The 22,498-nt window shown below is 72.4% G+C and carries 22 protein-coding genes; 8 read left to right on the top strand and 14 right to left on the bottom strand.

Annotated features, from left to right (window positions below; all coding sequences use genetic code 11):
• Window positions 1–52: 52 nt before the first annotated feature.
• Window positions 53–568, bottom strand: a complete 516-nt coding sequence (gene msrA / locus ACWEGE_RS06475) for a peptide-methionine (S)-S-oxide reductase MsrA (protein WP_449659400.1) — start codon at window positions 566–568, stop codon at window positions 53–55.
• Between the two features lie 141 nt (window positions 569–709).
• On the opposite strand from msrA, the gene ACWEGE_RS06470 reads away from it, so the two are divergent.
• Complete coding sequence (locus tag ACWEGE_RS06470; protein ID WP_449659399.1) at window positions 710–1,087, top strand: STAS domain-containing protein; 378 nt, start codon at window positions 710–712, stop codon at window positions 1,085–1,087.
• A 34-nt stretch (window positions 1,088–1,121) separates the two neighbouring features.
• Here the strand turns inward: ACWEGE_RS06470 and ACWEGE_RS06465 are convergent, their stop codons facing one another.
• Window positions 1,122–1,427 (bottom strand): hypothetical protein, encoded by a 306-nt coding sequence (locus tag ACWEGE_RS06465; RefSeq protein ID WP_449659398.1) that lies wholly within the window; start codon window positions 1,425–1,427, stop codon window positions 1,122–1,124.
• Between the two features lie 122 nt (window positions 1,428–1,549).
• Here ACWEGE_RS06465 and ACWEGE_RS06460 point away from each other — a divergent pair, with 122 nt between their 5' ends.
• Entirely contained in the window at window positions 1,550–2,461 is a 912-nt protein-coding gene (locus ACWEGE_RS06460) for a hypothetical protein (RefSeq protein ID WP_449659397.1), read from the top strand.
• Between the two features lie 88 nt (window positions 2,462–2,549).
• Window positions 2,550–2,975, top strand: coding sequence for a L,D-transpeptidase (locus ACWEGE_RS06455; RefSeq protein ID WP_449659396.1), 426 nt, complete (start codon window positions 2,550–2,552; stop codon window positions 2,973–2,975).
• Here ACWEGE_RS06455 and ACWEGE_RS06450 read toward each other — a convergent pair.
• Both ACWEGE_RS06450 and ACWEGE_RS06445 read right to left on the bottom strand, forming a co-directional pair.
• Window positions 2,930–3,424: a hypothetical protein gene (locus tag ACWEGE_RS06450; protein WP_449659395.1), complete on the bottom strand. Its 495-nt coding sequence runs from the start codon at window positions 3,422–3,424 to the stop codon at window positions 2,930–2,932. The two genes, ACWEGE_RS06455 and ACWEGE_RS06450, sit on opposite strands and share 46 nt — an antisense overlap.
• A gap of 154 nt (window positions 3,425–3,578) precedes the next feature.
• Entirely contained in the window at window positions 3,579–4,016 is a 438-nt protein-coding gene (locus ACWEGE_RS06445) for a hypothetical protein (RefSeq protein WP_449659394.1), read from the bottom strand.
• Window positions 4,017–4,121: 105 nt separating this feature from the next.
• On the opposite strand from ACWEGE_RS06445, the gene ACWEGE_RS06440 reads away from it, so the two are divergent.
• On the top strand, window positions 4,122–5,483 hold the full coding sequence (locus tag ACWEGE_RS06440; protein WP_449659393.1) for an NAD-dependent succinate-semialdehyde dehydrogenase: 1,362 nt from the start codon (window positions 4,122–4,124) through the stop codon (window positions 5,481–5,483).
• Between the two features lie 28 nt (window positions 5,484–5,511).
• On the opposite strand, the gene ACWEGE_RS06435 is transcribed toward ACWEGE_RS06440, so the two are convergent.
• Both ACWEGE_RS06435 and ACWEGE_RS06430 read right to left on the bottom strand, forming a co-directional pair.
• On the bottom strand, window positions 5,512–6,525 hold the full coding sequence (locus tag ACWEGE_RS06435) for a tetratricopeptide repeat protein (RefSeq protein WP_449659392.1): 1,014 nt from the start codon (window positions 6,523–6,525) through the stop codon (window positions 5,512–5,514).
• Window positions 6,526–6,537: 12 nt separating this feature from the next.
• Complete coding sequence (locus ACWEGE_RS06430; RefSeq protein WP_449659391.1) at window positions 6,538–8,328, bottom strand: BTAD domain-containing putative transcriptional regulator; 1,791 nt, start codon at window positions 8,326–8,328, stop codon at window positions 6,538–6,540.
• Window positions 8,329–8,445: 117 nt separating this feature from the next.
• On the opposite strand from ACWEGE_RS06430, the gene ACWEGE_RS06425 reads away from it, so the two are divergent.
• From ACWEGE_RS06425 to ACWEGE_RS06415, 3 genes are all read left to right on the top strand, one after another.
• Window positions 8,446–8,580 (top strand): hypothetical protein, encoded by a 135-nt coding sequence (locus tag ACWEGE_RS06425; RefSeq protein ID WP_449659390.1) that lies wholly within the window; start codon window positions 8,446–8,448, stop codon window positions 8,578–8,580.
• Window positions 8,581–8,741: 161 nt separating this feature from the next.
• A complete protein-coding gene (locus tag ACWEGE_RS06420; protein WP_449659389.1) occupies window positions 8,742–9,113 on the top strand; it encodes a DUF742 domain-containing protein in 372 nt (123 codons plus the stop codon).
• A gap of 83 nt (window positions 9,114–9,196) precedes the next feature.
• Complete coding sequence (locus ACWEGE_RS06415; protein WP_449659388.1) at window positions 9,197–10,057, top strand: SDR family NAD(P)-dependent oxidoreductase; 861 nt, start codon at window positions 9,197–9,199, stop codon at window positions 10,055–10,057.
• Here ACWEGE_RS06415 and ACWEGE_RS06410 read toward each other — a convergent pair.
• The 5 genes from ACWEGE_RS06410 to ACWEGE_RS06390 form a co-directional block, all read right to left on the bottom strand.
• Window positions 10,054–11,730 carry a hypothetical protein gene (locus tag ACWEGE_RS06410; protein ID WP_449659387.1) on the bottom strand — a complete coding sequence of 559 codons (1,677 nt, stop codon included), beginning with the start codon at window positions 11,728–11,730 and terminating at the stop codon, window positions 10,054–10,056. The two genes, ACWEGE_RS06415 and ACWEGE_RS06410, sit on opposite strands and share 4 nt — an antisense overlap.
• Window positions 11,730–12,044, bottom strand: a complete 315-nt coding sequence (locus tag ACWEGE_RS06405; protein WP_449659386.1) for a hypothetical protein — start codon at window positions 12,042–12,044, stop codon at window positions 11,730–11,732. The genes ACWEGE_RS06410 and ACWEGE_RS06405 overlap by 1 nt, the downstream gene beginning before the upstream one ends.
• Window positions 12,041–12,550: a YbaB/EbfC family nucleoid-associated protein gene (locus ACWEGE_RS06400; RefSeq protein ID WP_449659385.1), complete on the bottom strand. Its 510-nt coding sequence runs from the start codon at window positions 12,548–12,550 to the stop codon at window positions 12,041–12,043. The genes ACWEGE_RS06405 and ACWEGE_RS06400 overlap by 4 nt, the downstream gene beginning before the upstream one ends.
• 146 nt (window positions 12,551–12,696) lie before the next feature.
• Entirely contained in the window at window positions 12,697–13,257 is a 561-nt protein-coding gene (locus tag ACWEGE_RS06395; RefSeq protein WP_449659384.1) for a DinB family protein, read from the bottom strand.
• A gap of 17 nt (window positions 13,258–13,274) precedes the next feature.
• The gene (locus ACWEGE_RS06390) at window positions 13,275–16,544 is read right to left on the bottom strand and encodes a glucodextranase DOMON-like domain-containing protein (protein WP_449659383.1); all 3,270 of its coding nucleotides are present in this window, start codon (window positions 16,542–16,544) and stop codon (window positions 13,275–13,277) included.
• 122 nt (window positions 16,545–16,666) lie between these two features.
• Between ACWEGE_RS06390 and ACWEGE_RS06385 the strand changes: the two genes are divergently transcribed.
• Window positions 16,667–17,077: an ATP-binding protein gene (locus ACWEGE_RS06385; RefSeq protein WP_449659382.1), complete on the top strand. Its 411-nt coding sequence runs from the start codon at window positions 16,667–16,669 to the stop codon at window positions 17,075–17,077.
• Between the two features lie 3 nt (window positions 17,078–17,080).
• Here ACWEGE_RS06385 and ACWEGE_RS06380 read toward each other — a convergent pair whose 3' ends face one another.
• From ACWEGE_RS06380 to ACWEGE_RS06370, 3 genes are all read right to left on the bottom strand, one after another.
• Window positions 17,081–17,812 (bottom strand): ANTAR domain-containing protein, encoded by a 732-nt coding sequence (locus tag ACWEGE_RS06380; protein WP_449659506.1) that lies wholly within the window; start codon window positions 17,810–17,812, stop codon window positions 17,081–17,083.
• A 255-nt stretch (window positions 17,813–18,067) separates the two neighbouring features.
• Complete coding sequence (locus ACWEGE_RS06375; RefSeq protein ID WP_449659381.1) at window positions 18,068–18,370, bottom strand: STAS domain-containing protein; 303 nt, start codon at window positions 18,368–18,370, stop codon at window positions 18,068–18,070.
• The gene (locus ACWEGE_RS06370; protein WP_449659380.1) at window positions 18,367–22,461 is read right to left on the bottom strand and encodes a SpoIIE family protein phosphatase; all 4,095 of its coding nucleotides are present in this window, start codon (window positions 22,459–22,461) and stop codon (window positions 18,367–18,369) included. Before ACWEGE_RS06370 ends, ACWEGE_RS06375 begins: the two co-directional genes overlap by 4 nt.
• Window positions 22,462–22,498 lie beyond the last annotated feature (37 nt).

The following is a 22,498-nucleotide window of genomic DNA, read 5'->3' as shown; positions in this document are numbered from 1 at the left end:
GACGAAGGGCCCCTTCGCCGGATCGGCGAAGGGGCCCTTCGGTGGTGCTGTGTCAGGCGGTCTTCTCGCGCTTCGGGAGCTTCCATCCCGGGCGCACGAAGTGGCACGTGTACCCGTTCGGGATGCGCTGTAGGTAGTCCTGGTGCTCCGGCTCCGCCTCCCAGAAGTCACCCACCGGGCTGACCTCGGTGACGACCTTGCCCGGCCACAGCCCCGACGCGTCGACGTCGGCGATCGTGTCCTCGGCGACCCGCTTCTGCTCGTCGTTCTCGAAGAAGATCGCCGAGCGGTAGCTCAGGCCGATGTCGTTGCCCTGGCGGTTCTTCGTCGTCGGGTCGTGCACCTGGAAGAAGAACTCGAGCAGGTCACGGAACGTGGTCCGAGAGGGGTCGTAGATCACCTCGATGGCCTCGGCGTGGGTGCCGTGGTTGCGGTACGTGGCGTTGGGGACGTCGCCGCCGCTGTAACCGACCCGGGTCGAGATCACCCCGGGCTGACGGCGGAACAGCTCCTGCATGCCCCAGAAGCAGCCGCCGGCCAGGACGGCCCTTTCGGTTGACGTGGTCACGGCGTCACTCCTTCTTCTCGTGCGGTGCTACTGCCCGTTACAACTGCCCCGGCCCCCTGATGATTCCACGCGGGTATTACGGAAGCCTGACGTCCGTGCGACCATGGGGGTGGGACGGGGACCCTTCCCCCGGAGGCGCTCATGCGTGACGACACCGTCTCGGAACAGGCCAGCGGCGTACTGGTCGTCGAGCTGCGAGGCGAACTCGACATCGACGCGGTGCTGCAGTGGACGTCGGTGCTCGAAGCCGCCGTCTGCGAGCTGCCGGGGCCGCACCTGCTGGTGCTCGACCTAGGCAAGCTGGAGTTCCTTTCGGCCCGCGGGGTCCGCGGCCTGCTGAGGGCGTTCGAGCTGTGCCGGACGCGCGGGATCGCGGGCTGCCTGATCGTGCCGCCCGTCAGCGACGTCGAGCGAGTGGTGCGGCTCACCGGGCTGGCCGGCCGGGTGCCGGTGTTCCCGCACCGGCTGCTCGCGATCGCCCGGTACCAGCCGGCCGAGGTGCGCTGGCTGCCCCGCTGAGCGTCACCCGGGCCGGCCGGTCGCCCGCGCGGAGTCACTCCTGGCGCATCGAGCGGCGGATCTCGGCGAGCCTGTCCTTGGCGGCCTGGTCGCGGTCGGCGATCTGCTTGTCGAGGGTCTCGGCGGTGTTCTCGGTGCCGAGACCGGCCACGTCGACCGAGCCGAGCGACGTGGTGTACCGGCTCTCGATCTTGTCGCGGACGTAGTCGAAGCTGGGCACCCCGCTCTCGCTGTAGTCGGGGTCCGGCAGCGGCGGCGACGGGATCGCCAGCGCCGCGGTGGGGGTGTCGTCGACGATTTCGCCCTCGACCACGTTCGGGTCGCCGTCGGGTTCGCTCATCTCCCGACTTTAGCGCCGGTGTGGGCAGTCCTGCCGCAACCAGTGGGTAATTCGGCCGTGGACCGGGCCGGCGCGGTGGGGAATTCTCGACGCGCACAGCCGGTGTCCGGAGGGAGCAGAGCATGAGTGCCGGGGCCTACCGCGCCGAAACGGCGGAGATGGGGACCGTCGTCAGGGCGGTCGAAGACGTCGGGGCGTCCTTCCTGTCGGTCACCCGCGACCTGGAAGGCCTGGTGCTGGACGCGTTGTCGTTCGCCGGGATCGGCAGCGGCGTCGCGGCCGCGAACTCGGCGCTGCACTCGACGCTGGGCAGTGCCCTGCAGAAGCTGCTGCACCTGCTGACCAACGTGAATCAGAACGTCCAGACGGCCGCGGACGGCTACCGCGCCGCCGACTCCGACGTCGCCCAGGCGTACGGCGGTGGGCACGGGCAGGGTGGCGGTGGCGCCGCCGCGGCCGCCGCGCCGCAGCAGCTGGACCCCCGCGTCGTCGACTCGATCATGCGCTCCGAAGGCGCGACGGGCGAGCAGGGCGGCGTGCCCGAGGCCTACGGCTTCCGGCAGAACATGCACAACGGCTACGACCGGATCATCGCCGCGCGCGAGCAGTACGGGATCGGCAGCGCCGAAGAGCGCGCGGTCGTCGCCGACCTGATGACCGCGAACGCGCGCACGGCGGGCGCGCTCAACTTCACCGACCCCGGCACGCAGGCCGCGATCATGTCCGGTGCGCACATGCGCGGCGCCGGCGGGGTGCGCGCGATCCTCAACCACATGGCGGGCGAGGACATCGTGCGCAGTTCGCGGACGCTGAGCGACGCGGCCGTCCAGCACGTCCAGGGGCTCACACCGGAGCAGTTCCAGCAGGAGTTCCGCGACGCGCGGGTCGAATACGACCGCCGGATCTACGGCGGGACGACGACCACCCAGGGCGGGCACACGCAGAACTGGTGGGACCGCTACGGCAACGGCTTGACCCGCCGGTACGACCGCGAGCAGGCCGAATTCCTCGGGCTTTCGCAGCCGGGCAACTGATTTCGCTTCGCCGGATTCGAAGATCCTCCTGGTGGGCACTCTCTTCGAGTAGCCGAACGACAACGGGAGGCACACGATGAACCGGAGGATGATCGCACTTCTGGGCGGGGTCGCCGCGATGGCGGGGACCATGGCGTTCGCGGGAACGGCCGAAGCGGCGTCGACGCCGTGCAGTGCCGAAGCGAAGGCCTGCGTCCAGCGCGGTTCGAATACCGCGTGGCTGACCGACGGCGCCGGGAACGTCACCTACGGCGGCGTCCCGATCACCGTGGGGCTGGCGAAGTACCCGACCCCGGTGGGGAAGTTCCACGTGCAGTACAAGGACATCGACCACTACAGCAAGCAGTACAACGGGCCGATGCCGTACTCGGTGTTCTTCACCACGACCGGGGTGGCGTTCCACCAGGGCAGTTTGAAGGTGAAGTCCCACGGATGCGTGCACCTTTCGCACGAAGCCGCGGTGACGTTCTACAACTCGCTGCACCCGGGTGACGTCGTCGAGGTCGTGCCCTGACGGTCCGTTAGCGGCCGATCGAGCAGCGCGCCGGCGACGGCGCCGAACACCAGGTGATCCAGGATCTGCGGTCCGCGCGGCAACGCCTGTACGGCGGGGTACGCGCGGGCCGCGATCCCGAGGTCCAGCGCCGCGATGGCCAATCCTGCGACCGCGCCGCCACCGGCTCCGAGCCGGTGGCGGCGTGTTGCTGCGGCGAGGACGGTGGTCCAGGCGGCGGAGACGGCGATGTGCGCGATCAGCCCGGCGGTGACGCCGGGGCGGTTGCGTCGGCCTGGGAGCAGGGTGCCGGCTGCTTTGGTGGCGGCGAGGAGGTCGCGGCCGGTGAGGAGGGCATGGGTGGTCGACGGTATACCGCTGACCACGGCGGCGACGGCTCCGGCACGGACGGCGGTCAGGTGGCGGGCGATTGCATACCGTCCACGGTCACGGTGATGGCTCCTGAGCATTCGGTGGTCGACTGTATACGGGCGGCAGTCAGGCAGCGAGCGATTGTATGCAGTCCCGGCCGTGGTAGGGCTCCTATGCAGCTGAGCTGTCGACCGTATACCGCTGATCGCCGCCGCGAGGTGGTGGCCGCATCGGGGGCCCGGTTCCGCCATTTCACCCGGCCAGGTACGCCGCCACCTGAATCCGGAGGCCGCGGATGCGGGGGAGCGCGATGGTGAACGCCCGCGCCGGCCGGTAACCGGGCCACGGGTCGCCGTGGCTGCAAGGGCCGGCGAAGTACACGAAGCCGTCTTCGTCGTCGAAGCGGCCTGGGGACCAGACTGATGCGTCACCCGCGTGCCGGTCCGGGGAGGCGGCGCGAGCGATCCAGTAAGCCTCGTGCTTCATGACGCGGCGCAGCTGCGCGGCGAACCCCGCCAGCTCGCTCTCCGGTAGACCGAGACCACGCCCGCCCCACACCCGCGGCGTGCGTTCCGGCGTGCGCGCCGGGCAGCCGAAGGTGACCGCGGCCGCGGTGTACTGCCGGGTCCAGTGCGTGGTTTTCGGGGCCTGCGCGGCGAAATCGGGTCCGCCGGTGAGTTCCAGCGTCATGGGGGAACGATAGTCGATCAAGCGCTGAGGGGTACCGCCGCGCGGGTGTCGATCACTGCTCACATAGTGTATACAGTATCCAGTAGTCCGACAAAGGAGGCCGCTTTGTATACAGTCACCAATCCGGCGACGGGCGAGCTGGTCGACGAGATCCCGAACGCGACCGACGAGGAGGTCCGCGCGGCGATCGACCGGGTGCACCGCGGGTACGCGGGCTGGCGGGCCCGGCCGGTCGCCGAACGCGCCGCGGTCGTGCTGCGTGCGGCGGAGCTGTTCGCCGAGCGCGCCGACGAGCTGGCCGCGATCATGACCCTGGAGATGGGCAAGCGGATCAACGAAGGCCGCGGCGAAGTGGGCGTCGTCGCCGACATCTTCCGGTACTACGGCGAGCGCGGCCCGGACCTGCTGGCGGACGAGCGGCTGCCGATCCGCGGCGGCGAGGCGGTGCTGACGAAGGAGCCGATCGGGGCGCTGCTGGGCGTGATGCCGTGGAACTTCCCGTGCTACCAGGTCGCCCGGTTCGTGGCGCCGAACCTGGTGCTGGGCAACACGATCCTGCTGAAGCACGCGTCGATCTGCCCGCGTTCGGCGGTCGCGATCGAGGCGCTGCTGCGGGACGCCGGAGTGCCCGAGGACGCCTACGTGAACGTGTTCGCGTCGAGCCGCCAGGTCCCGTGGATGCTCGCGGACCCGCGCCTGGCCGGCGTGTCCCTCACGGGCAGCGAGCAGGCGGGCGTCTCGGTGGCGGCCGAAGCCGGCCGGAACCTCAAGAAGTGCGTCCTCGAACTGGGCGGCTCCGACCCGCTGATCGTGCTGGACACCGCCGACCTGGACGAAACGGTCAAGATCACGGCGACGGCCCGGATGCGCAACTGCGGCCAGTCGTGCAACGCACCCAAGCGCATCATCGTCCTGGGCGAGCTGTACGAGGAGTTCGTGGACCGCTTCGCCAAGCGCGTGACGGAGTACTACGTCGCGGGCGACCCGGCGGACCCGTCGACAACACTGCCCCCGTTGGCCTCGCCATCGGCGGCGGTCGAGGTGGCGGCCCAGATAGAGACGGCAATCCGCGAAGGGGCAACGCTGCGCGCGGGCGGCCACCGCATCCCGGGCCCGGGGGCGTACGTGGAGGCAACGGTCCTGACGGACGTGACACCCGAAATGGCGGCGTACCACGAGGAGATCTTCGGCCCGGTGGCGCTGCTGTTCCGCGCGGAGACGGAAACCGAGGCCGTGGCACTGGCGAACGACACCCCATTCGGCCTGGGCGCAAGCGTGTTCGCAACCGACCGAGCCCGAGCGGCCCGGGTGGCAAGGGAAATCGAGGCGGGAATGGTGTACGTGAACAAGTCCGGCGGCTCGGAGGCCGACCTCCCGTTCGGCGGCATCAAACGGTCGGGAATCGGACGGGAGCTGGGGGCGCTGGGCATCGAAGAGTTCATGAACAAGAAGCCGATCCGCCTCTGACCTGCTTTTTGGCCCCGCCAGGCCGTCGTCAGGCCGTCTCGGAATCCTGCGCGGCGGCTCCTTCGGCTGTCCCACGCAAACCAAGCAAAGCGCGCACCTCCTGAGCCTCCGGCGCGCGCAGCTCCGTGTACGCGACCAAAGCCGCTTCCAAACAAGACGTCGCCTCGGCGTGGTTTCCCACAGCACGGTGGGCCACCCCCAACCCGTGCTGCGCGAAAGCACGTTCCCGAAGGTGACCGGTCCGCCGTGCCAGCGTCAAAGCCTTCTCGTACCACGAGATCGCCTCGGCGCCCGACTTGGTCGCCGCGAAGTCGTTCAAGGCCGTGACTTCGAGGTTCGTGTTCCCGCCCTTCCGGGCGAAGTCCAACGCCCGGCGGAAGTGCTCGTCGGCTTCCTCCGGGCGGCCCAGGCCCGCGTACGCACTGCCCAAGGCCGCCAGCACCGGGCCGCCCAGCCCCGCCGAGCCGAGGTCGTCGGCTATGCGGCCGCTGCGCCGCAGGTACTCCACAGCCTTCCGGTGGTTGCCGCACCAGCGGTGGTGCTCTCCCATGTTGCACAGCGCTATCCCCTCCAGCAGCGCGTGGCCCGTCCGGCGCGCCGCCGCGAGGGCCAGGTCGTACTGCGCGCGGGCCTCCCGGCGCCGGCCGCGGATGTCGTCGATCGTCGCGATGCTGTTGCGCGTCATGCTTTCCAGCAGGTCGTTCCGCTGCGCCAAGGCCAGGGAAAGGGCCTGCTCGAGGTGTGACGCGGCCGCGTCGAACCGGCCGAGGAAGATCAGGGTCATGCCGACCGCGTGGTCGGCGAACCCCCGCTCCCGCGTGCCGGGGACCGTCAGCGCCAGCGCGGCCGTGTGGAGCGCGAGTGCCTCGTAGTGGTGCGCCGCGATGTACAGGTACCGCCAGAGCGTCGACGACAGGCCGATCACGTGCCCCGCCAGTGCCTTCGGCGCGCTCGTGGCCAGCGCCAGCATCGTCGCCCGCTCGGTGTCCAGCCAGGCCCGCGCCGCCTCGCCGGTCGCGAAGGACGGGCGTGGCCCGGGCACCTCCGGCCGCAGTTACGGCTCGTGGGGCGAGAACAGGTCCATCGCCGCCGACGCCCAGCACAGGTAGTGGTCGAACAGCCTGGTCGACGCGGCCAGGCGGGTGGCGTCGCCGTCGGTCGCCGCCACCAGCTCGGCCGCATAGAGCTTGACCAGGTCGTGCATCCGGAAGCGGCCCGGCTGGTGCTCCTCCAGGAGGTTGGCCGCGCACAGCACGCGCACGGCGCGGGCGTCACCCAGCAGCGCCGTCGCCGCCGCGCGGCCGATGTCGCCGGTGGGCGCCAGCCCCAGCAGGCGGAACGCGGCGGCGGCACCGGCGGGGAGCGAGCGGTAGGACGCGTCGAACACCGCGCGCAGGCTTGCGGTCAGCTCCCCGGTGTCCAGGGCGTCGAGCCGGCTTTCGCGCAGTTCGGCGGCCAGCGCGGACAGCCGCCGGTCCGGCTGGGCCGCCACGCGGGCGGCGGCGATCGCCAGCGCCAGTGCCAGTCCGCCGCACCGGTCCAGGATTTCCTGCGTCGCTTCGGGTTCTGCGGCCAGCCGGGCCGCGCCCAGCTTGTGCGCGAGCAGCTCCCGCGCCTGGCCTTCGTCGAGGGTGCACAGCGGCAGCGCGCTCGCGCCGTGCGTCGTGAGCAGGCCGCCGAGCTCGTGGCGGCTGGTGACGAGGACCGAACACGACGATCCGCCGGGCAGCAGCGGCGTCACGTGCCGGGTGTCGCGCGCGTTGTCGAGCACCACGAGCAGCCGTCGCCGGGCCGTGAGGCTGCGGTACAGCGCCGCCTGCCCGTCCGGGTCCGGCGGGATCGACGCCGCCGCGACGCCGAGCGCGCCGAGGAACCCGCGGACCACGCGCTCGGCGGGCACCGGTTCGTGGGCCGGGTCGAAGCCGCGCAGGTCGGCGTACAGCTGACCGTCGGGGAAGCGGCTCGCGTGGTCGGTCGCCCAGCGCACCGCCAGCCACGTCTTCCCCAGACCGCCCGCGCCGGAGATCACCGCGACCGCGCCGTCCGGGCCCAGCATCCGGTCGAGCGCCGCCCGTTCGGCGGCGCGTCCGCAGAACGACGACGTCGCGGCCGGCAGCTGCCGCGGCTCCGCGCCGCCGCCGGTCAGGATCCGCTCGTGCAGGCCGCGCAGCCGGGGGCCCGGGTCGGCGCCGAGCTCGTCCGCCAGCCGTGCCCGCACCTCTTCGTACTCCCGCAGCGCGTCGGCCGGGCGTCCGTCCAGGAACAGCGCCTCGATCCGCTGGGCGGCCGCCCGTTCGCCGACGTCCGGGGCGGGCTGGGCCAGGACGTCGGCGTGGGCGCCGGTGCGCAGCCGCAGGTCGTCGCGGTCGAGCACGGCCGTCTCGCGCTTGCGCTCCAGCTCGCCGCGGACGCCGTCCGCCCACGGCGAATCCAGCTCGCCGAGCGGGGTGCCGCGCCAGAGCGCCAGTGCTTCGTCGTACAGCGCGAGCGCGGCGTGGTCGTCTTCGGTCTCCTTCGCCTGCCGCAGGAGGCTTTCGAACCGGTGGACGTCCACCAGCAGCGGATCGGCCCGGAGGACGTAGCCGTCCCGTTCGCGTTCGATCGTCACGCCGTCCAGCGCACCCAGCACCGTCTTCAGCCGCGAGACGTACGCGTACAGCGAGTTCCTCGGCCGCCGGGGTGCCCGCTCGCCCCACACGCGGTCGACGAGCCGGTCGACCGGGACCGTCCGGCCGACGTCGAGGAGCAGCACCGCCAGCACGTCACGCTGCCGCGCGTGCCCGATATCGAGCCGGGTGCCACCGGCGGCGACCTCGACGGCACCCAGCACCCGCAGTTCCACCACAGCCTGCCCCCTTGCCTCAGGCGTAGCGGATCCGCGGCGTCCGGGCAAGGTCTGGGCAAGATTTTCCCAACGGCCCCCGCGCACCGTGACGGCACGTCACGACGAGGGGAGCCACGAATGATTTCCGACGACTACCTCCGCGCCCGCATCGCCGAGGTCCAGCACGAGTTCGCCGCCGCGCGGGCGTGGCTGCGCCGGCTGCGGGCCCGTGCCCGCAAGGCGCGGAAGCCGGCCGAGTTGTCAGATCGCTGATAATCCCGCTCGATGACCTTCCTCCCTCGGGGTGGTGTCGTTCAACGGCGCCACCCTGACCTGCATTTTACCGTCCGTTAGCCTGTTCGGTCGATTGCGAAGGAGTCGATCACGGTGTCGAATAATCGCCGACAAGGATTAATCGCCGTGAGGAGCTGGCTGTGCACTGGGGGACCGCGCTCGACGAGGGAGGGGCGGCTGGTCTCGTCCGTCCGTACTTCCGGACCCACGGCCGGACGCGCCCGACGCGCGATCTGCCCGTCGAGACGCTGGTCTCGACCACCGCCCGCGGGCGGGCCATGACGCGCGGGAGCACCCCGGAAGAGTCGGAAATCTGCGTGCTGTGCCGCACCTCGCAGTCCGTGGCCGAGGTGGCCGCGCGGCGCCGGCTGCCGCTCGGGGTGGCCCGGGTCCTGCTCTCCGACCTCGCCGACCGCGGGCTCGTCGCCGTGCACACCGCGAAGAAGGGCAACGGCAACCGGCCGAGCATGGACCTGATGAAGCGCATCCTGCACGGCCTCAGCCGGCTCTGAACCCCCGGAATCCCCGGCCTTCGGCACCGCCGAGCCGTCGGTAGCGTTGTCCACGAAGGACAGGTGGGCACGAGGGGGCTTCGATGCGGGTACTGGTGACCGGGGGCAACGCGGGGATCGGCTATTTCGCCGCCGAGCAGCTGGCTTCGGCGGGCGCGGCGGTGGTGATCGGCAGCCGCGACCCGGGCAAGGCCCAGGCCGCGACCGAGTCGATCCGCTCGCGCGTTTCCGGGGCGAAGGTGGGCCACATCCGGCTGGACCTCGCGGACCTCGGCTCGCTCGCGCCGGACGTCGGCGAGCTGGACGCCGTCATCTGCAACGCGGGGGTCGCGCTCGACGAGCCGCCGCGGCGCGAGACCGCGGACGGGAACGAGCTGATGTTCGGCACCAACCACCTCGGCCACTTCGCGCTGGTCGCGCGGCTGATGCCGGTGCTGTCGCCGTCCGCGCGGATCGTCACCACGGGCAGCTTCGCGGCGAAGTCGGCTCGCCTAGACTTCGCCGATCTCCAGAGCGAGCGTGACTACCGGCCGAAGCGGGCTTACGAGCGGTCGAAGCTCGCCCAGATGCTGTTCGCGGTCGAGCTCGACCGGCGCCTGCGGGCGGCGGGCTCCGCGCGGCGCAGCGTCCTCGCCCACCCCGGCGGGGCGCTCGATTCGCTGACGCCGTCACGGCCGCCGGTGCACACCCGCACGACCGGAGCGTGGCTGACGGCCCTCCCGGCCCGGATCGTGCTGCACGGCAAGGACGCCGGGGCGCGCCCCGCGGTGCGCGCGGTGCTCGGCGCGGACGTCGAGAGCGGTCAGCTGTGGGGCCCGCGCGTGTTCGGCCTGCGCGGCAAGCCGCGGCTCGAACGCCGGTGGGCCAACCTCACCGACGACGCGGCCGCCGCGCGGCTGTGGGCGGAAAGCACGGCGCTGACCGGGCTGGACCCGCTCGGCTAGCTCTCGTCGTCGTTCCCGCCGGTGACGTTGCCGATGCTGGCGGGCACACCCTTGATCATGTCGACGACGGTCTTGCCGGCCAGGCCCGACTTGCCGAACCACGGGTCGGTCATGACCTTGATGGCCGACTCGAACCGTTCGGCGCCCTCCTTGCCGAACAGCTTGCCGAGCTCGTGCACGGAGAAGTTGCTGATCTTGTCGAACTTCTGCATGATCTCGGGCGTCACACCGTCCATTTGGGACAGCTTGGTCTTGATGACATCGGTCATCTGGTCGGTGAACGGCTTGTGCGGCTTGGGATCCGGGGTGGGGGCCGGAGTGGTGTCCGGCTTCGGCTCGGGCGTGGTGTCCGGCTTCGGTTCCGGCGTGGCCGAGGAGGGCGCGGGCTCCGGCTTGGGTTCCGGGGTGCTGTCCGGCTTCGGTTCCGGCGTGGTGTCGGGCTTGGGCTCGGGCTTCGGCTCTGGGGTCGCCGATGAAGGCTTCGGTTCGGGCTTGGGCTCGGGGGTGGTGTCCGGCTTGGGCTCGGGTTTCGGTTCCGGGGTGGCCGAGGAGGACGAGGGTGCGGGTTCCGGCTTCGGCTCGGGCTTGGGCTCGGGTGTGGTGTCCGGCTTGGGCTCGGGCTTGGGTTCGGGGGTCGCCGACGATGGCGTGGTGTCGGGCTTGGGTTCCGGAGTCGCCGAGGAAGACGAAGGTGCAGGCTCGGGCTTGGGCTCGGGGGTTGCCGAGGAAGGCTTGGGCTCGGGTGTGGTGTCCGGCTTGGGCTCGGGCTTCGGCTCCGGGGTCGCCGAGGAAGGCTTGGGTTCCGGCGTGGTGTCCGGCTTCGGCGTCGGGTCCGGCTTCGGTGCCGGTGTTGCGTCCGGCTTCGGGGTGGGCGTCGGGGTGAGGCTGCTCGTCGGGGGCTTGGCCGCCGCCAGGTCGTCGCCCGCCTTGCCCAGCTTCGTCAGCGCCTGCAGCAGCTCGCCCAGCTTCTTGGCCAGCTGGGCCAGCTTGGCGCCGATCTTGCCCAGCGCCGTCGCCACCGTGCCGATCGTCGTGCCGATGAAGATCGCGATCGACGCGCCGAACGTCACCGGGGCCAGTGCCGCCGCGATCAGGGCACCCTTGACGATCGTCGCCAGGAGCATCGCGATCAGGTCGCGGAGGATGCCGCGGAACGCGCCGACGATGCCGCCGGCGATCTTCATGTTCTTGCCGGCCTCGTCGAGGTAGCCGCCGAGGGAGGCCAGCTGGGCGGTGACCGCGTCCATGTCCCGCTTGAACTGGTCCGCGGCCTGGCCGCTCCACTCGTTCATCAGCTTGTCGAGCGCCTGCTGGTGGCCGGTCGACCACTGCTCCAGCTTCTTCTTCTCCGCCGTGAGCGCTTCGCTCGCCGCCGCGATGCCGATCGGGTCGCCCATCAGGATGTCCAGCGGCCACCGCAGGATGGTGATGTGCTCGATGAGCCAGCCGATCCCGGCCGTCAGCAGGCTGCCGATCGGGTCCAGCACGAGACCGATGGTCTCCAGCGCCATGCCCGCCGAGCCGATGCCGATCGCGACCTTGTCGTGCTCCTTGACGGCCTTGTCCAGACCGACCGCCGCCTCGAAGAAACCGGCGCCGGCCGAGGCGTTGTCGCTGTTGAACAGTTCCGAACCGTGGAGGCTGACGTCCTTGCTCCGGTAGTCGTCGGCCACTATCCGAACCTCACGATCGAGTTCACGGCGTCTTCTTCACCCGACTGGTAGCGCTTGGCCGCCTCGTTGACCTTGTCGGCGAACTCGCCGACGGTCTTGGCGTAGTCCCCGAACTGGTGGTGCGCCTTGTCCGTCCAGGTGCTCGCGCCGGCGGCCATCAGCTGGCACGCCGGGTTGATGCCGAACATGCCCGGGTCGCAGACCATGCCGCCGACGAGGTCCGAGGTGCTCTGCAGGTTCTTCTGCAGCTCGTCGAGGTGCCTGCCGAACTCCGCCAGCGGCTCCGAAGAGACGCGGAACCCGCCGCCGGTCACCAGGGGTTCGATTCGTCGTCGGGGCGGTCGTCGGCCGCGGGACGGCGCCGCGGCGCGGACGGCGGCGCCGGGGGCGCGGGCCGAGCGGGCGGAGCGGGCGGCGGCGGGGTGGGCTCGGCGCCTTCGGGGTCCGCGAAGTTCCCGTCCGGCGGCGGGTCCGGCGGCAGGAAGGACCGGACCATTTCGGTCGATTCGCCGTCGCCGTTGATGGTGGCGAAGGAGTCCGCGACGGCGCGGGCGGTCTGGCGCTGCGCGTCGCGCACCGCGCCCATGATCGCCGCGGTCAGCCGCGCCGGGCCCAGCTCGCACGCCCGGTGCCCGAGCTCGAGGTTGGTGAGCGCGCCGTTCGGGGCGAGCGTCACGGTGACCGAACCGTCGCGGGTGCGGACCGTCGCCCCGGCCGAGGAAATGGCCTCGTTCAGTGCCGCGGCCTTCGACTGCATCTCCCGGACCTGCCGCTCGAGCAGCAGCTGGAAGTCTTCACCTGGCCCCAGGTTCGGTTGCACGAATTCGCTCCTCGACGCACCGGCGCACCCGGCCGGATACCATGATCGGCCAGGTTAGCGCATACCGGACATTCATCTTCTGGTAGCCGCAGGTCTGCCTGGCCGTCTCCTCGATGTTGCCCCCGAACACCCGGAGCGGGCGACGGTCAGCCGGCGGCTTTGGCTGCCCGTTCGACCTCGGTGCGGCGGGCCGTCCAGAATTCCGGGTCGTGGTGGCTGTCGCCGGCGAGCGAGCCGTCGAGTTGCTCCCGCAGGACGTCCGCGTGGCCTGCGTGTCTGTTCGTCTCCGTGAGGCGGTGGACCAGGACGTTGAAGAGCAGCACGTCCGGGCGGGGCCACCAGGGGACGTGGCCCGGTGCGTCGATGGCCAGCTCGGTGATCGTCGCGTCGGCGTGGGCCCAGACCCGCCGGTAGCGGTCGACGATTTCCGCGCGTGTCTCGGTTTCGGTCGCCCACATGTCCTGGCCACGCACCGACCGGTCGTCCCAGCGGGGCAGGGGTTCGGGGAACGGGCGGCCGAAGACCTCGCCCAGGTACCGGGCCTCCCACAGGGCCAGGTGCTTGACCAGGCCGAGGAGGTTGGTGCCGGTCGTCGTCAGGGGACGGCGGATGTCGTACTCGCTCAGGCCGTCGAGCTTCCCCACCATTTCTTCGCGGATTTCGCGCAGGTCGCTGTGCAGGTATTCCTTCGCGAACTCGTCGATCATGGCTCGACCCTGCCAGATCAGCCCACCGGCACGCCACGCACCGCGACCGGACCGCGGGTCGGGTCCAGCTCGAGCTTCTGGTCCACTCCGGACGGCGTCAGCACGTCGAACGCCTTCGGGGCGGTCGCCGGGTCCGCCGCGCAGATCGGCGCCGTCCCGCCGGGTGCGCAGAGGCCGAACGTGTACTGGCCCGCCGTCGGCGTGAACGGCCGGGCCTGGTCGGGGGAGTTGCCGTCCTGGCCGGTCAGCACCACGGCGAACGTCCACCCGGGGCCCGGCGTGCCGAAGGCCGCCTTCGCCACGCTGACCGTGATGTACCGCGTGGCCTGTGAGGCCTGCACGGACGGCGTTGCCGGCGAGGCGCCCGAAGCATCTACGAGTACCGGCTCGGCGAAGCCCTGGACCTCGATGCGCCGGCTCCACGCGTCCTGCGCCGCGATCGTGTACGCCCGGCTCGGGAACGGTGCCGCGGTCGACGTCGCCGTCGCGGCCGGGTCGTGGCCGTAGATCGTCAGCAGCTGGGCCCCCAGCGGCGAGCCGAACGTCGGCGACAGGTCGCGGAGCTGGGCCCGGAACACCAGGTTGGTGCCCGAATCGATGACCTGGAACCGCTGCAGGTCGAACGCGCCCGCGTGGAAGTCGCCCGCGGTCGGGTACGTGTAGGTGCCCGGGCCGTTGTCGTCGCCGTCCGGATCGGTGGTGTCCAGCAGGACCGTGCCGGTGACGAAGTCCGAGCTGATCGTCTTCTGCGCGTACCCCGTTCCCGCGCCCGTGGCCGTCGCGGTGACGACGTTCGCGCCCAGCGGGGTCGGCACGGATGCGGTGAACGTCCCCGCCGCCGAAGCCCGGGTCGACAGCACGGACGTCGTCCCGGCGTCGGTGGCCGAAACGGCGAGGTCGACCCGGCTGCCCGCGGGCGCGGTGCCGCTGACCTGCGCGGTCGCGGTGGACACCGACGCGGGTGCGTCCAGCGTGACGGCCAAAGCAGGCGGCGCGGCGCGGTAGCGCGCGCGGACCTCGGCGGGCTGCTCGGGCAGCCGTCCGTCCTCCACGGCCCTGGCCAGCCGCACCGACTGCGACTGCGCCCAGCTCAGCGGCGCCACCGAGCCGACGGACTGCCCCGGCGTGAAGCCGATCGACGCCGTCCGCGGGTCCGACCCGTAAGGCGACGCGGGCAGCGCCGGGTTCTCCCAGATCTGCTCGGGGATCAGGCCGGTCCCGTTCGTCTGGGCCCGCATCGCGCGCAGCAGCGCCGCCGCGCCTGCCCGGTCGCCGGTCTGCACGGCCTGCTCGCCGCGTTCACCGGCCAGCACCGGCCACAGGTGCCCGGACCCGGTGTTCGCCGACGGCCAAGGCGCGCCCGTCGGGCCGCAGTTCGTCGGGTCGGGCTCGTAGCAGTCGCCGTAGCCGTCCTCGCTGCCCGGCGCCGACGTCCCGTAGCGGTACCAGCCCGGCCCGGCCGGGGTGTCCCGCTTGATCACGCGGTCGACGACGCCGAGCGACGCGGCGACGTCCGGGTCGTCCGCGGGCAGCACGCCGAGGCGGGTCAGCTCGAGGAACCCGGCGTCGACGACCGCGCGCTGGTCGGCGTCGACCGAGCCGTTGCCCAGGTTGTAGATCCACTCCGAGTTCGGGTCGCCGTTCTTGGTCAGCCGCAGGAAGTACCGGCCGCCGTACGGTCCGGTGGAGGTCACCGTCCAGCCCTTGATGCTGCGCTGGAAGTGGTCGGCGGTGGCGCGGTAGACGTTCGCGCGGGCGCTGTCGCCGTTGCGCTCGGCGATCACGCCCGCGGCGACGAGCCCGGCGATCTCCGCGGCGATCGTCGAAGGGGAGTAGCCGCCCTGCTCTTCCCAGCGTTCCGAGCCGAACGCCGGCCCGTGCGCGACGACGAAGTCCGCGGCGGCGCGGATGTGGCCGGTGTAGAGGTCGCGGTCGCGGTCCAGCCCGGCCTGCAACGCCATCAGGATCGGGTACGCGCTCTCGTCGAGCTGGTCACCGCCGGAGTCGGGCGCCTTCTTGCCGTTGAGCATCGAGTTGCGCGGGAACCGGCCGTCCGGCTGCTGCTGGCGGGTGAACAGCCACCGGACGCTCGCCCGAGCTGTCTCGCGATCGCCGGCCGCCAAGAGGCCGGAGAAGCTTTCGTAGAGGTCGCGGGCGAAGATCTCGCGGTAGGAGCCGAAGTAGACGGGCTTGCCGCCGGGCGCGTCGCCGGCGGACACCGCCTGGCCCCACGGGCTGCCGAGGGACGCGACGACCGCACCCGGGAACGTCTTGTCCTCGCTGGCCTTGAGCACGTTGACCGACTGGTAATAGGCGGTGGAGTCTTCCGGGGCCTTGCCCCGCAACGGGATCAGCCCGTTGTCGTAGGCACGCCACTCGCGTTCGTACTGGCGGTAGCTCGCCTCGAACGGCGTGCGCAGGCTCGCGCCGGCCGTGGCGACCGCGGCGCGGGCGTCCGCGCCGAAGCCGAGCGCCAGCACGGCCGGGCGGCGCGGCTGCAGGTCCAGCTGCGCGGTCTGGACGACGTTGCCGTTCGCCGCGGTCGGTGTCGTGTCGGTGAGCCGGTGGTCGCGGTCCAGCTGGGCGAGCCCGTCGCCCGGCGTGCCGGCGAACCCGCTGCCGGTGGCCAGGAACCGGCGGTCGGCGCGCAGCGCCGCGGCCAGCGGGGTGCCGTAGTCGCGGGCCGGCGCGCTGGACACGGTGTTCGGATCGGCGCTGACCAGCGCGGACGTCGCCGCGTCGACGGTGGCGGTGTCCCCGCCGCCGTTGGCCGGGCCGCCACCGCCGTTGCCGTTGATGCTCGCGTCGAACCGCACGTAGACCTTCAGGTCCCGGCCGGAGTCCCGCAGCGGCTCCAGCCGCGTCCGGATCAGCACGCCGGTCCGGGCCGGGTCGGCCAGGTACTCGGTGATCAGGCGGTAGCGACCGCTGCGCGGGGTCGACGTCACCTCGCAGGCCATCCCGCCCGCGCTCGTGCGGACCGTGTAGGTCATGTCGCGGGCCTGCAGGTCGGTGAAGCTGCGCCCGTCGGTGACGGCGAACTGCAGCGTCTCGACGTTCGTGTTGTCGATCACCGGCGCGTAGACGTCGGAGAGCACGCCGCCCGCCACGGTGAACCACGCCTTGCTCGTGGTGTTCCGCGCGGTGCCGAGGCAGTCCTTGCGGGCCAGGCCGAAGTGCGAGACGGCGCCCGGTCCCGGCGCCGGCGCCGCGCTCACCCCGGGAGCGGGCAGGAGGGTCGCGGCGAGCACCGCGCACAGCACCACGGACGACGTCGACCGAATCATCCGCCCATCCGATCACGGCCGCCCGGGGCGCACCAGGGCCGAACGGTGCCTGGAGGGCTTTACCGGTGATTGAGAATCCGAACCCGTGGGTAGCAAACCAGATGTCCCCCGAGGAGGTGAACGTGGAAGAGCTGGGATCGGACGGATGGCGGTACCGCGGCACGATTTCGCCACGGACGCTGCCGAGCCTGCGCCGGCACCTGGTGTCGTGGCTGCGGCGGCGCGCCGGCGACGAGGTCGGGCGGCAGGCCGACGACGTCGTGCTGGCCTGCTGGGAAGCGATGGCCAACGTGCTCGACCACGCCTACCACGGGCGCCCCGGCCTGATCGACGTCCGCGCGAGAATCGACCAGGACGTGCTGATCGTCACGGTCGCCGACCAGGGCCGCTGGGCGACGCTGGCCGAGCGCGCCGACGGCGGCCGCGGGCTGCGCCTGATCCAGGCCTTGGTGGACGGGCTGGACCTCCGCTCGACCGACCGCGGCACGGTGATCACGCTGACCTGGCCGTTCCCGGCCCGGCACACCGCCTGAGCTTCAGCGCGGCTCGGCCGAGGACAGCTCTTCGACGAACCGGGTCGCGATGTCCCGCAGCTTCACGTTGGTCCGCTGCGACTCCGTGACCAGCCGCTTCATGGCGTCGTCCGCGCTGATCCGGTGCACCGCCATCAGGATGCCCTTGGCCTGTTCGATCACCGCCCGCGAGCGCATCGCCGCCTCGAGTTCGACGGCTCGCTGCCGGGCCCGGTGGTAGCGCCGCGTCGTGCGGAGCCCGAACGAGACGACCGTGGTGTACAGCTGCAGCAGCCGCGAGTCGGTTTCCGCGAAACCGTGGTCGCCGTAGCCGAAGAGGTTGAGCGCCCCGGACAGGTGCTCGTCGACGCGCAGCGGGGCGGCCAGGTAGCTGCCGACGCCGAGGTCCACGGCCCGCGCGGTGAACTCGGGCCACGCCGCTCCCGCCGTGGCCAGCGGCACCCGGACGATTTCGCCGGTCTCCGCGGCCTCCAGGCAGGGGCCGGCGCCGGCCGCGTACTGCGCTCGGTCGATCTCGATCGCGCGCTCGTCCGTGGCGGCCGCGGTCGTCGGCTCGCCGTCGCGGATCGCCGTGATGCTCGCCATGTCGGCGCCGGGGATGGCCCGGACGGCTTCGGCGCAGACGGCGTCGAGGATCTCCGCTTCGGCTGGTTCGGTTTCCAGAGCGCCCGTGAGGTCCGCCATCGCGGCGGTCAGTTCATCGAAGTGCTCGGGCAAGATCGGCTCACCTGTCACTGGCGTCATCTCCGTCCCGGACGGCTGCGGTTCGCGCCGAACCGCTGCTGCTTCAACGGAACGGCAGAACCTTACTCGCGTTCGACGCTCGTTCCGCAACACCGGGATGCCGGGGAGGGCGGTGACACCGGCCCGGCGCTCACTGCTGAACGTCGGGGGTTGGGCGCCGGAGTCACCTCGCGACGGACGGCAGCACAACCCACCCGACGCACCGTCGCTGCCGCCTGCTTACCCCGTGAACCGGCCGTCAACCGTTCAGCGGATCATGACCTTCGCTACCTGGGTGAGCCCGGACACGCGCAGTACCCGGTCGAGCAGCCGCGGCGCGACCAGCCGCAGGTCGTGCCCGCCGGCCCGGTCGAACAGCACGGCGACGCCGGCGCTGTCGAGGTAGGTCACCCCGGTGAGGTCCACGGTGACGCCCGTGCCCGCCAGCAGCTCGCGATCCAGTGCCGCGCCGAACTTCGCGGCGTTGCTCATGTCGATCTCACCGGTCACGGACAGGACCCGGTCCCCGTCGTCGCCCGGGCCGCTGACGAGAGTGAGTGCCGTCGTCACGAACCGATCCTCCATTCCAGCGTGACGGTGGTCCCGGCCGCGTCACGCCGGAAGGCGACCGCGTCGGCCAGCGCCTCCATCATCGGCACGCCGCGCCCGCGCAGCACGTGGTTGTCCGGCGGCGGCTGCTTCCAGCGGCCCTGGTCGGTCACCGTGACGACCAGGTGCGCGCCGGTGAGCCGGGCCGACAGGTGGGCGGTGGCCCCGGAGCCGTCGCCGTAGGCGTGCTCGACGGCGTTGGCGCAGGCCTCGCCCGCCGCGACGAGCACGTCCTGGGCGAGATCCGGATCGAGGGCCGCGTTCTCCAGCCAGGCGCGCAGCCAGTGCCGGGTCGAGGCGAGGTGGTCCGGGTGCGCCTCGAACGCGAAGTCCAGTGCGGGGACCGACCGGCGGTAGAGCAGCAGCGCGACGTCGTCCTCGTAGCCGTCGCCGGGGCGGAGCCGCTCCATCAGGGCGGTGGCCACGTCCCCGAGTTCGGTGTCCCGCGTGTCGTGGGCGACCGCGGTGGCGCGGTCGATGCCGTCGTCGAGCGACTCGCGGCGGCGCTCCACCAGCCCGTCGGTGTAGAGCATCAGCAGCGAACCGATCGGCACGACCGCCGTCGACTCCGGGCGCGGCGCCGCGATCTGCACGGCCAGCGGGACGCTGCCGCCCTCGTCGAGCAGCTCCGCCGTGCCGTCGCGGTGCACCAGGGTGGCCGGCAGGTGCCCGGCGCTGCTGTAGGTGAGCGTGCCGGTGGCGGGGTCGAGGATCCCGCAGAAGACCGTGGTGCACAGCGCACCGGGCAACCGCCCGGCGAAGCGGTCGAGGGCGGTGAGGGTGTGCGCCGGGCTGCTGGCCTCCAGCAGCAGCGCGCGGCAGGCGCTGCGCAGCTGGCCCATCACCGCGGCCGCGGCGAGCCCGCGGCCGACGCAGTCGCCGACGACGATGCCGATCCGGTCACCCGCCAGCGGGACGACGTCGTACCAGTCGCCGCCGACCTCCAGGGGCGGGTTCGCCGGCTCGTAGCGCACGGCGAAGCCGCCGGGGAGCTCGGCCGGGCCGAGGATGGAGCGCTGCAGCGCGAGGGCGACCTCCCGCTGGCGGTCGTCGCGGTGGGCGCGGCGCAGGGCGTGCGCGAGCGTCCCGGCCAGCAGCGCCAGCAGCGTGCGGTCCTCGGTGCCGAGCGGGCGGCCGGGCGCGGGGTCGACCCAGAGCGTCAGCCGGCCGCCGGGGTGGTCGACGGTGGCGCCCGCGCCGCTGTCGGCCGGGGCCGCGTGCAGCGCCGGGAGCGAGCGGAGGTGGTCGAGGGTCGCGCGCAGCGGCGCGGCGAGGCCGGCCCAGTCCCGGTCGGCGGGATCGGTGGACGCGAGCTCCGGTTCGCCGTCCCGCGGCCAGGTCACCGCGAGCGCGCGCCGGCCGTCCCACAGCTCGCGCAGCAGCTCCAGCCCGGCGCTCAGCACCGCCGGGACCCCGCTGATCCCGGCCAGGCGCTGGTTCATCGCGGCGAGCGCGCTTTCGCGCTGCACGGCGTAGCGCTCGGCCGTGACGTCGCGGACCGTGCCGACCACCCGGCGGCGGCCCTCGTCGTCGCGCAGCTGGTTGTAGGCGATCGCGGTCCACACCCGGTGCCCGTCCCGGTGCCGCATCGGCAGGACCAGGCTGCCGGCCGGCTCGCCCCACGCGTGGTCCGACGCCTCGGTGACCTGGCGGTGGGCGGCGGAGTCGGTGCCGGCGTCCGGCCACCACGGGAACGGCGGGTCGTAGGGCAGCCCGTCGGTGCCGAAGCCCAGCAGCTCGGTGAACGCCGCGTTGATCTCCACGACCCGGCCCTGGGCGTCGCAGACGAAGAAGCCTTCCTGCAGCGACTCGAGCATCGCCGCGCGCCACCGGGCGTGCTGCGTGCGCAGCCTCGCCAGCTGGACCGTCGTGCGGACCCGGGCGAGCAGTTCCCGCGCCGAGAACGGCTTCACGAGGTAGTCGTCGGCCCCGGCGGCCAGCCCGTCGACGGCGGCTTCCTGCCCGGCCCGCGCCGACAGCAGCAACACCGGCACGGCGGCGGTGCGCGGGTCGTCGCGCAGCTCGGCGAGCAGGCCGAGGCCGTCCAGCCGCGGCATCATGACGTCGCTGATGATCAGCTCGGGCGGCTCGGCGCAGGCGGCGGCGAACGCCTCCACGCCGTCGCGCACCGCGGTCACCGCGTAGTCGTCGCGCAGCAGCCGGACGAGGTAGTCGCGCATGTCGGCGTTGTCGTCGGCGACCAGCACGCGGGCGCCCGCGGCCACGGCACGGGCGGGCCGGGTGCCCTCGTCGCCGTCGGGCAGCCAGCGCAGCGCCTCCTGCACGTACGGTTCCGCGGACTCCGAAAACTCCGCAGGCTCCACCGCGAGCCCGCCCGCCGTGGGCTCGGCGACCTGCTCGGCGGGCAGGTGCCGGGTCCCCAGCGGCACCCGGACCCGGAACGTCGTCCCGGCACCCGGCGTGCTCTCCACGGCGATGCTGCCCCCGTGCATGCCCACCAGCTCGCGCACCAGCGCCAAGCCGATCCCGCTGCCTTCGTTGGACCGCGCCCGGGCCGACGGGATCCGGTGGAACCGCTCGAACAGGCGCGGCAGCTCGGCGGCGTCGATCCCGATCCCGGTGTCGGACACCGCGACCACGGCGTGCCCGGCCTCGACCGCGCTGGTCACCCGGATCGCGCCGGCGAAAGTGAACTTGACCGCGTTGGACAGCAGGTTGAAGACGACCTTCTCCCACATCCCGCGGTCGACGTGCACCGGCTCGGCCGACGGGGGACAGTCGACCTCGAAGGCCAGCCCGGCCCGCTCGACGGCGGCGCGGAAGACGCTCGCCAGCTCGGCGGTGAACGTCCCGAGGTCCACCGGTTCGAAGCGGGCCTGCATCCGGCCGGCTTCGATCCGCGAGAAGTCGAGCAGGTTGTTCACCAGCCGGCCCAGCCGCAGCGCGTTGCGCTGGATGACGTCGACCTCTTCCCGCACCCGCTCGCCGGCGCCGTCGAGCGCTTCCCGCAGTTCGGCGGCGGGGCCGAGGATCAGGGTGAGCGGGGTCCGGAACTCGTGGCTGACGTTGGCGAAGAACGTGGTCTTCGCCGCGTCCAGCGCGGTCAGCTCTTCGGCGCGCTGCTGCTGGGCCTGGTAGGCGATCGCGCCGTTGACCAGCGCCGTCGTCTGCTGGGCGACCAGCCCGAGGAAGGTCCGGTAGGACTCGTCGAGGGCGCGCCCGGCGCTCGCCGCCAGCACGATCACGCCGGTCGCGGCGTCCCCCGCGTCGCCGGGCAGCGGCAGCACCACCGCCTCGGCGGGCGGGGTGGACCAGCCACCCGACGGCAGCTCGCCGAACTCACCGCCCGACACCGTCCGCGGGACCCCGTCGGCGAGGACGTCCTCGAGCGGCCAGGCGGTGGCGTCGGCCGCGCCTTCCCCGCCCGGGGTGACGGCCGCGAGCGCGAGCGCGCCGTCGCCGTCCCGGATGTGGATCGCGGCGTAGGGCACGTCGGCGCCGGCCCGGCCCAGCACGTCCGCGACCAGCTCGCAGGCCGCGGCGACGCTGCGGGCGCGGCCGGCCTGGGCGCTCAGTTCGCGCAGCGTCGCCAGGCGCCGGGCGCCGATCACCCGCTCGGTCGTGTCCGAGACCGCGGTGAACACCGCCCGCACGGCGCCTTCGTCGTCGTGCACCGGGCTGTAGGAGTACGTCCAGTAGGTCTCTTCCCAGTAGCCGTGCCGGTTCATCGGCAGCAGCAGGTCCTCCGACCAGGTCGCCTCGCCGGTGGTCATCACGCTGTCCAGCATCGGGCCGATGATGTGCCAGATCTCGGCCCAGACCTCCGAGCCCGGTTTGTCGAGCGCCGGGTGCTTGGTGCCGAGCAGCGGCAGGTACGCGTCGTTGTAGAGGAACCGCAGCTCCGGTCCCCACCAGACGATCATCGGGAAGCGGGAGGTGAGGCAGATCCGGACCGCCGTGGTCAGGCTGGCCGGCCAGTCCCGCGGCTCGCCGAGCGGGGACGACGTCCAGTCGAACTCCCGCATCCGGGCGGCCATCCGGCTGTTCCCGGGAAACACGGCACGGTGGCCGGCCTCTTCCCCGACGCTCATCACACTCCAGGTTCACGCGGCCCCGGCCGAGCCTACT

This window comes from Amycolatopsis sp. NPDC004747 (genome assembly GCF_053601335.1).
The sequence above is the reverse complement of the archived record's forward strand: the minus strand, read 5'-3'. Positions and strand labels throughout refer to the sequence as shown.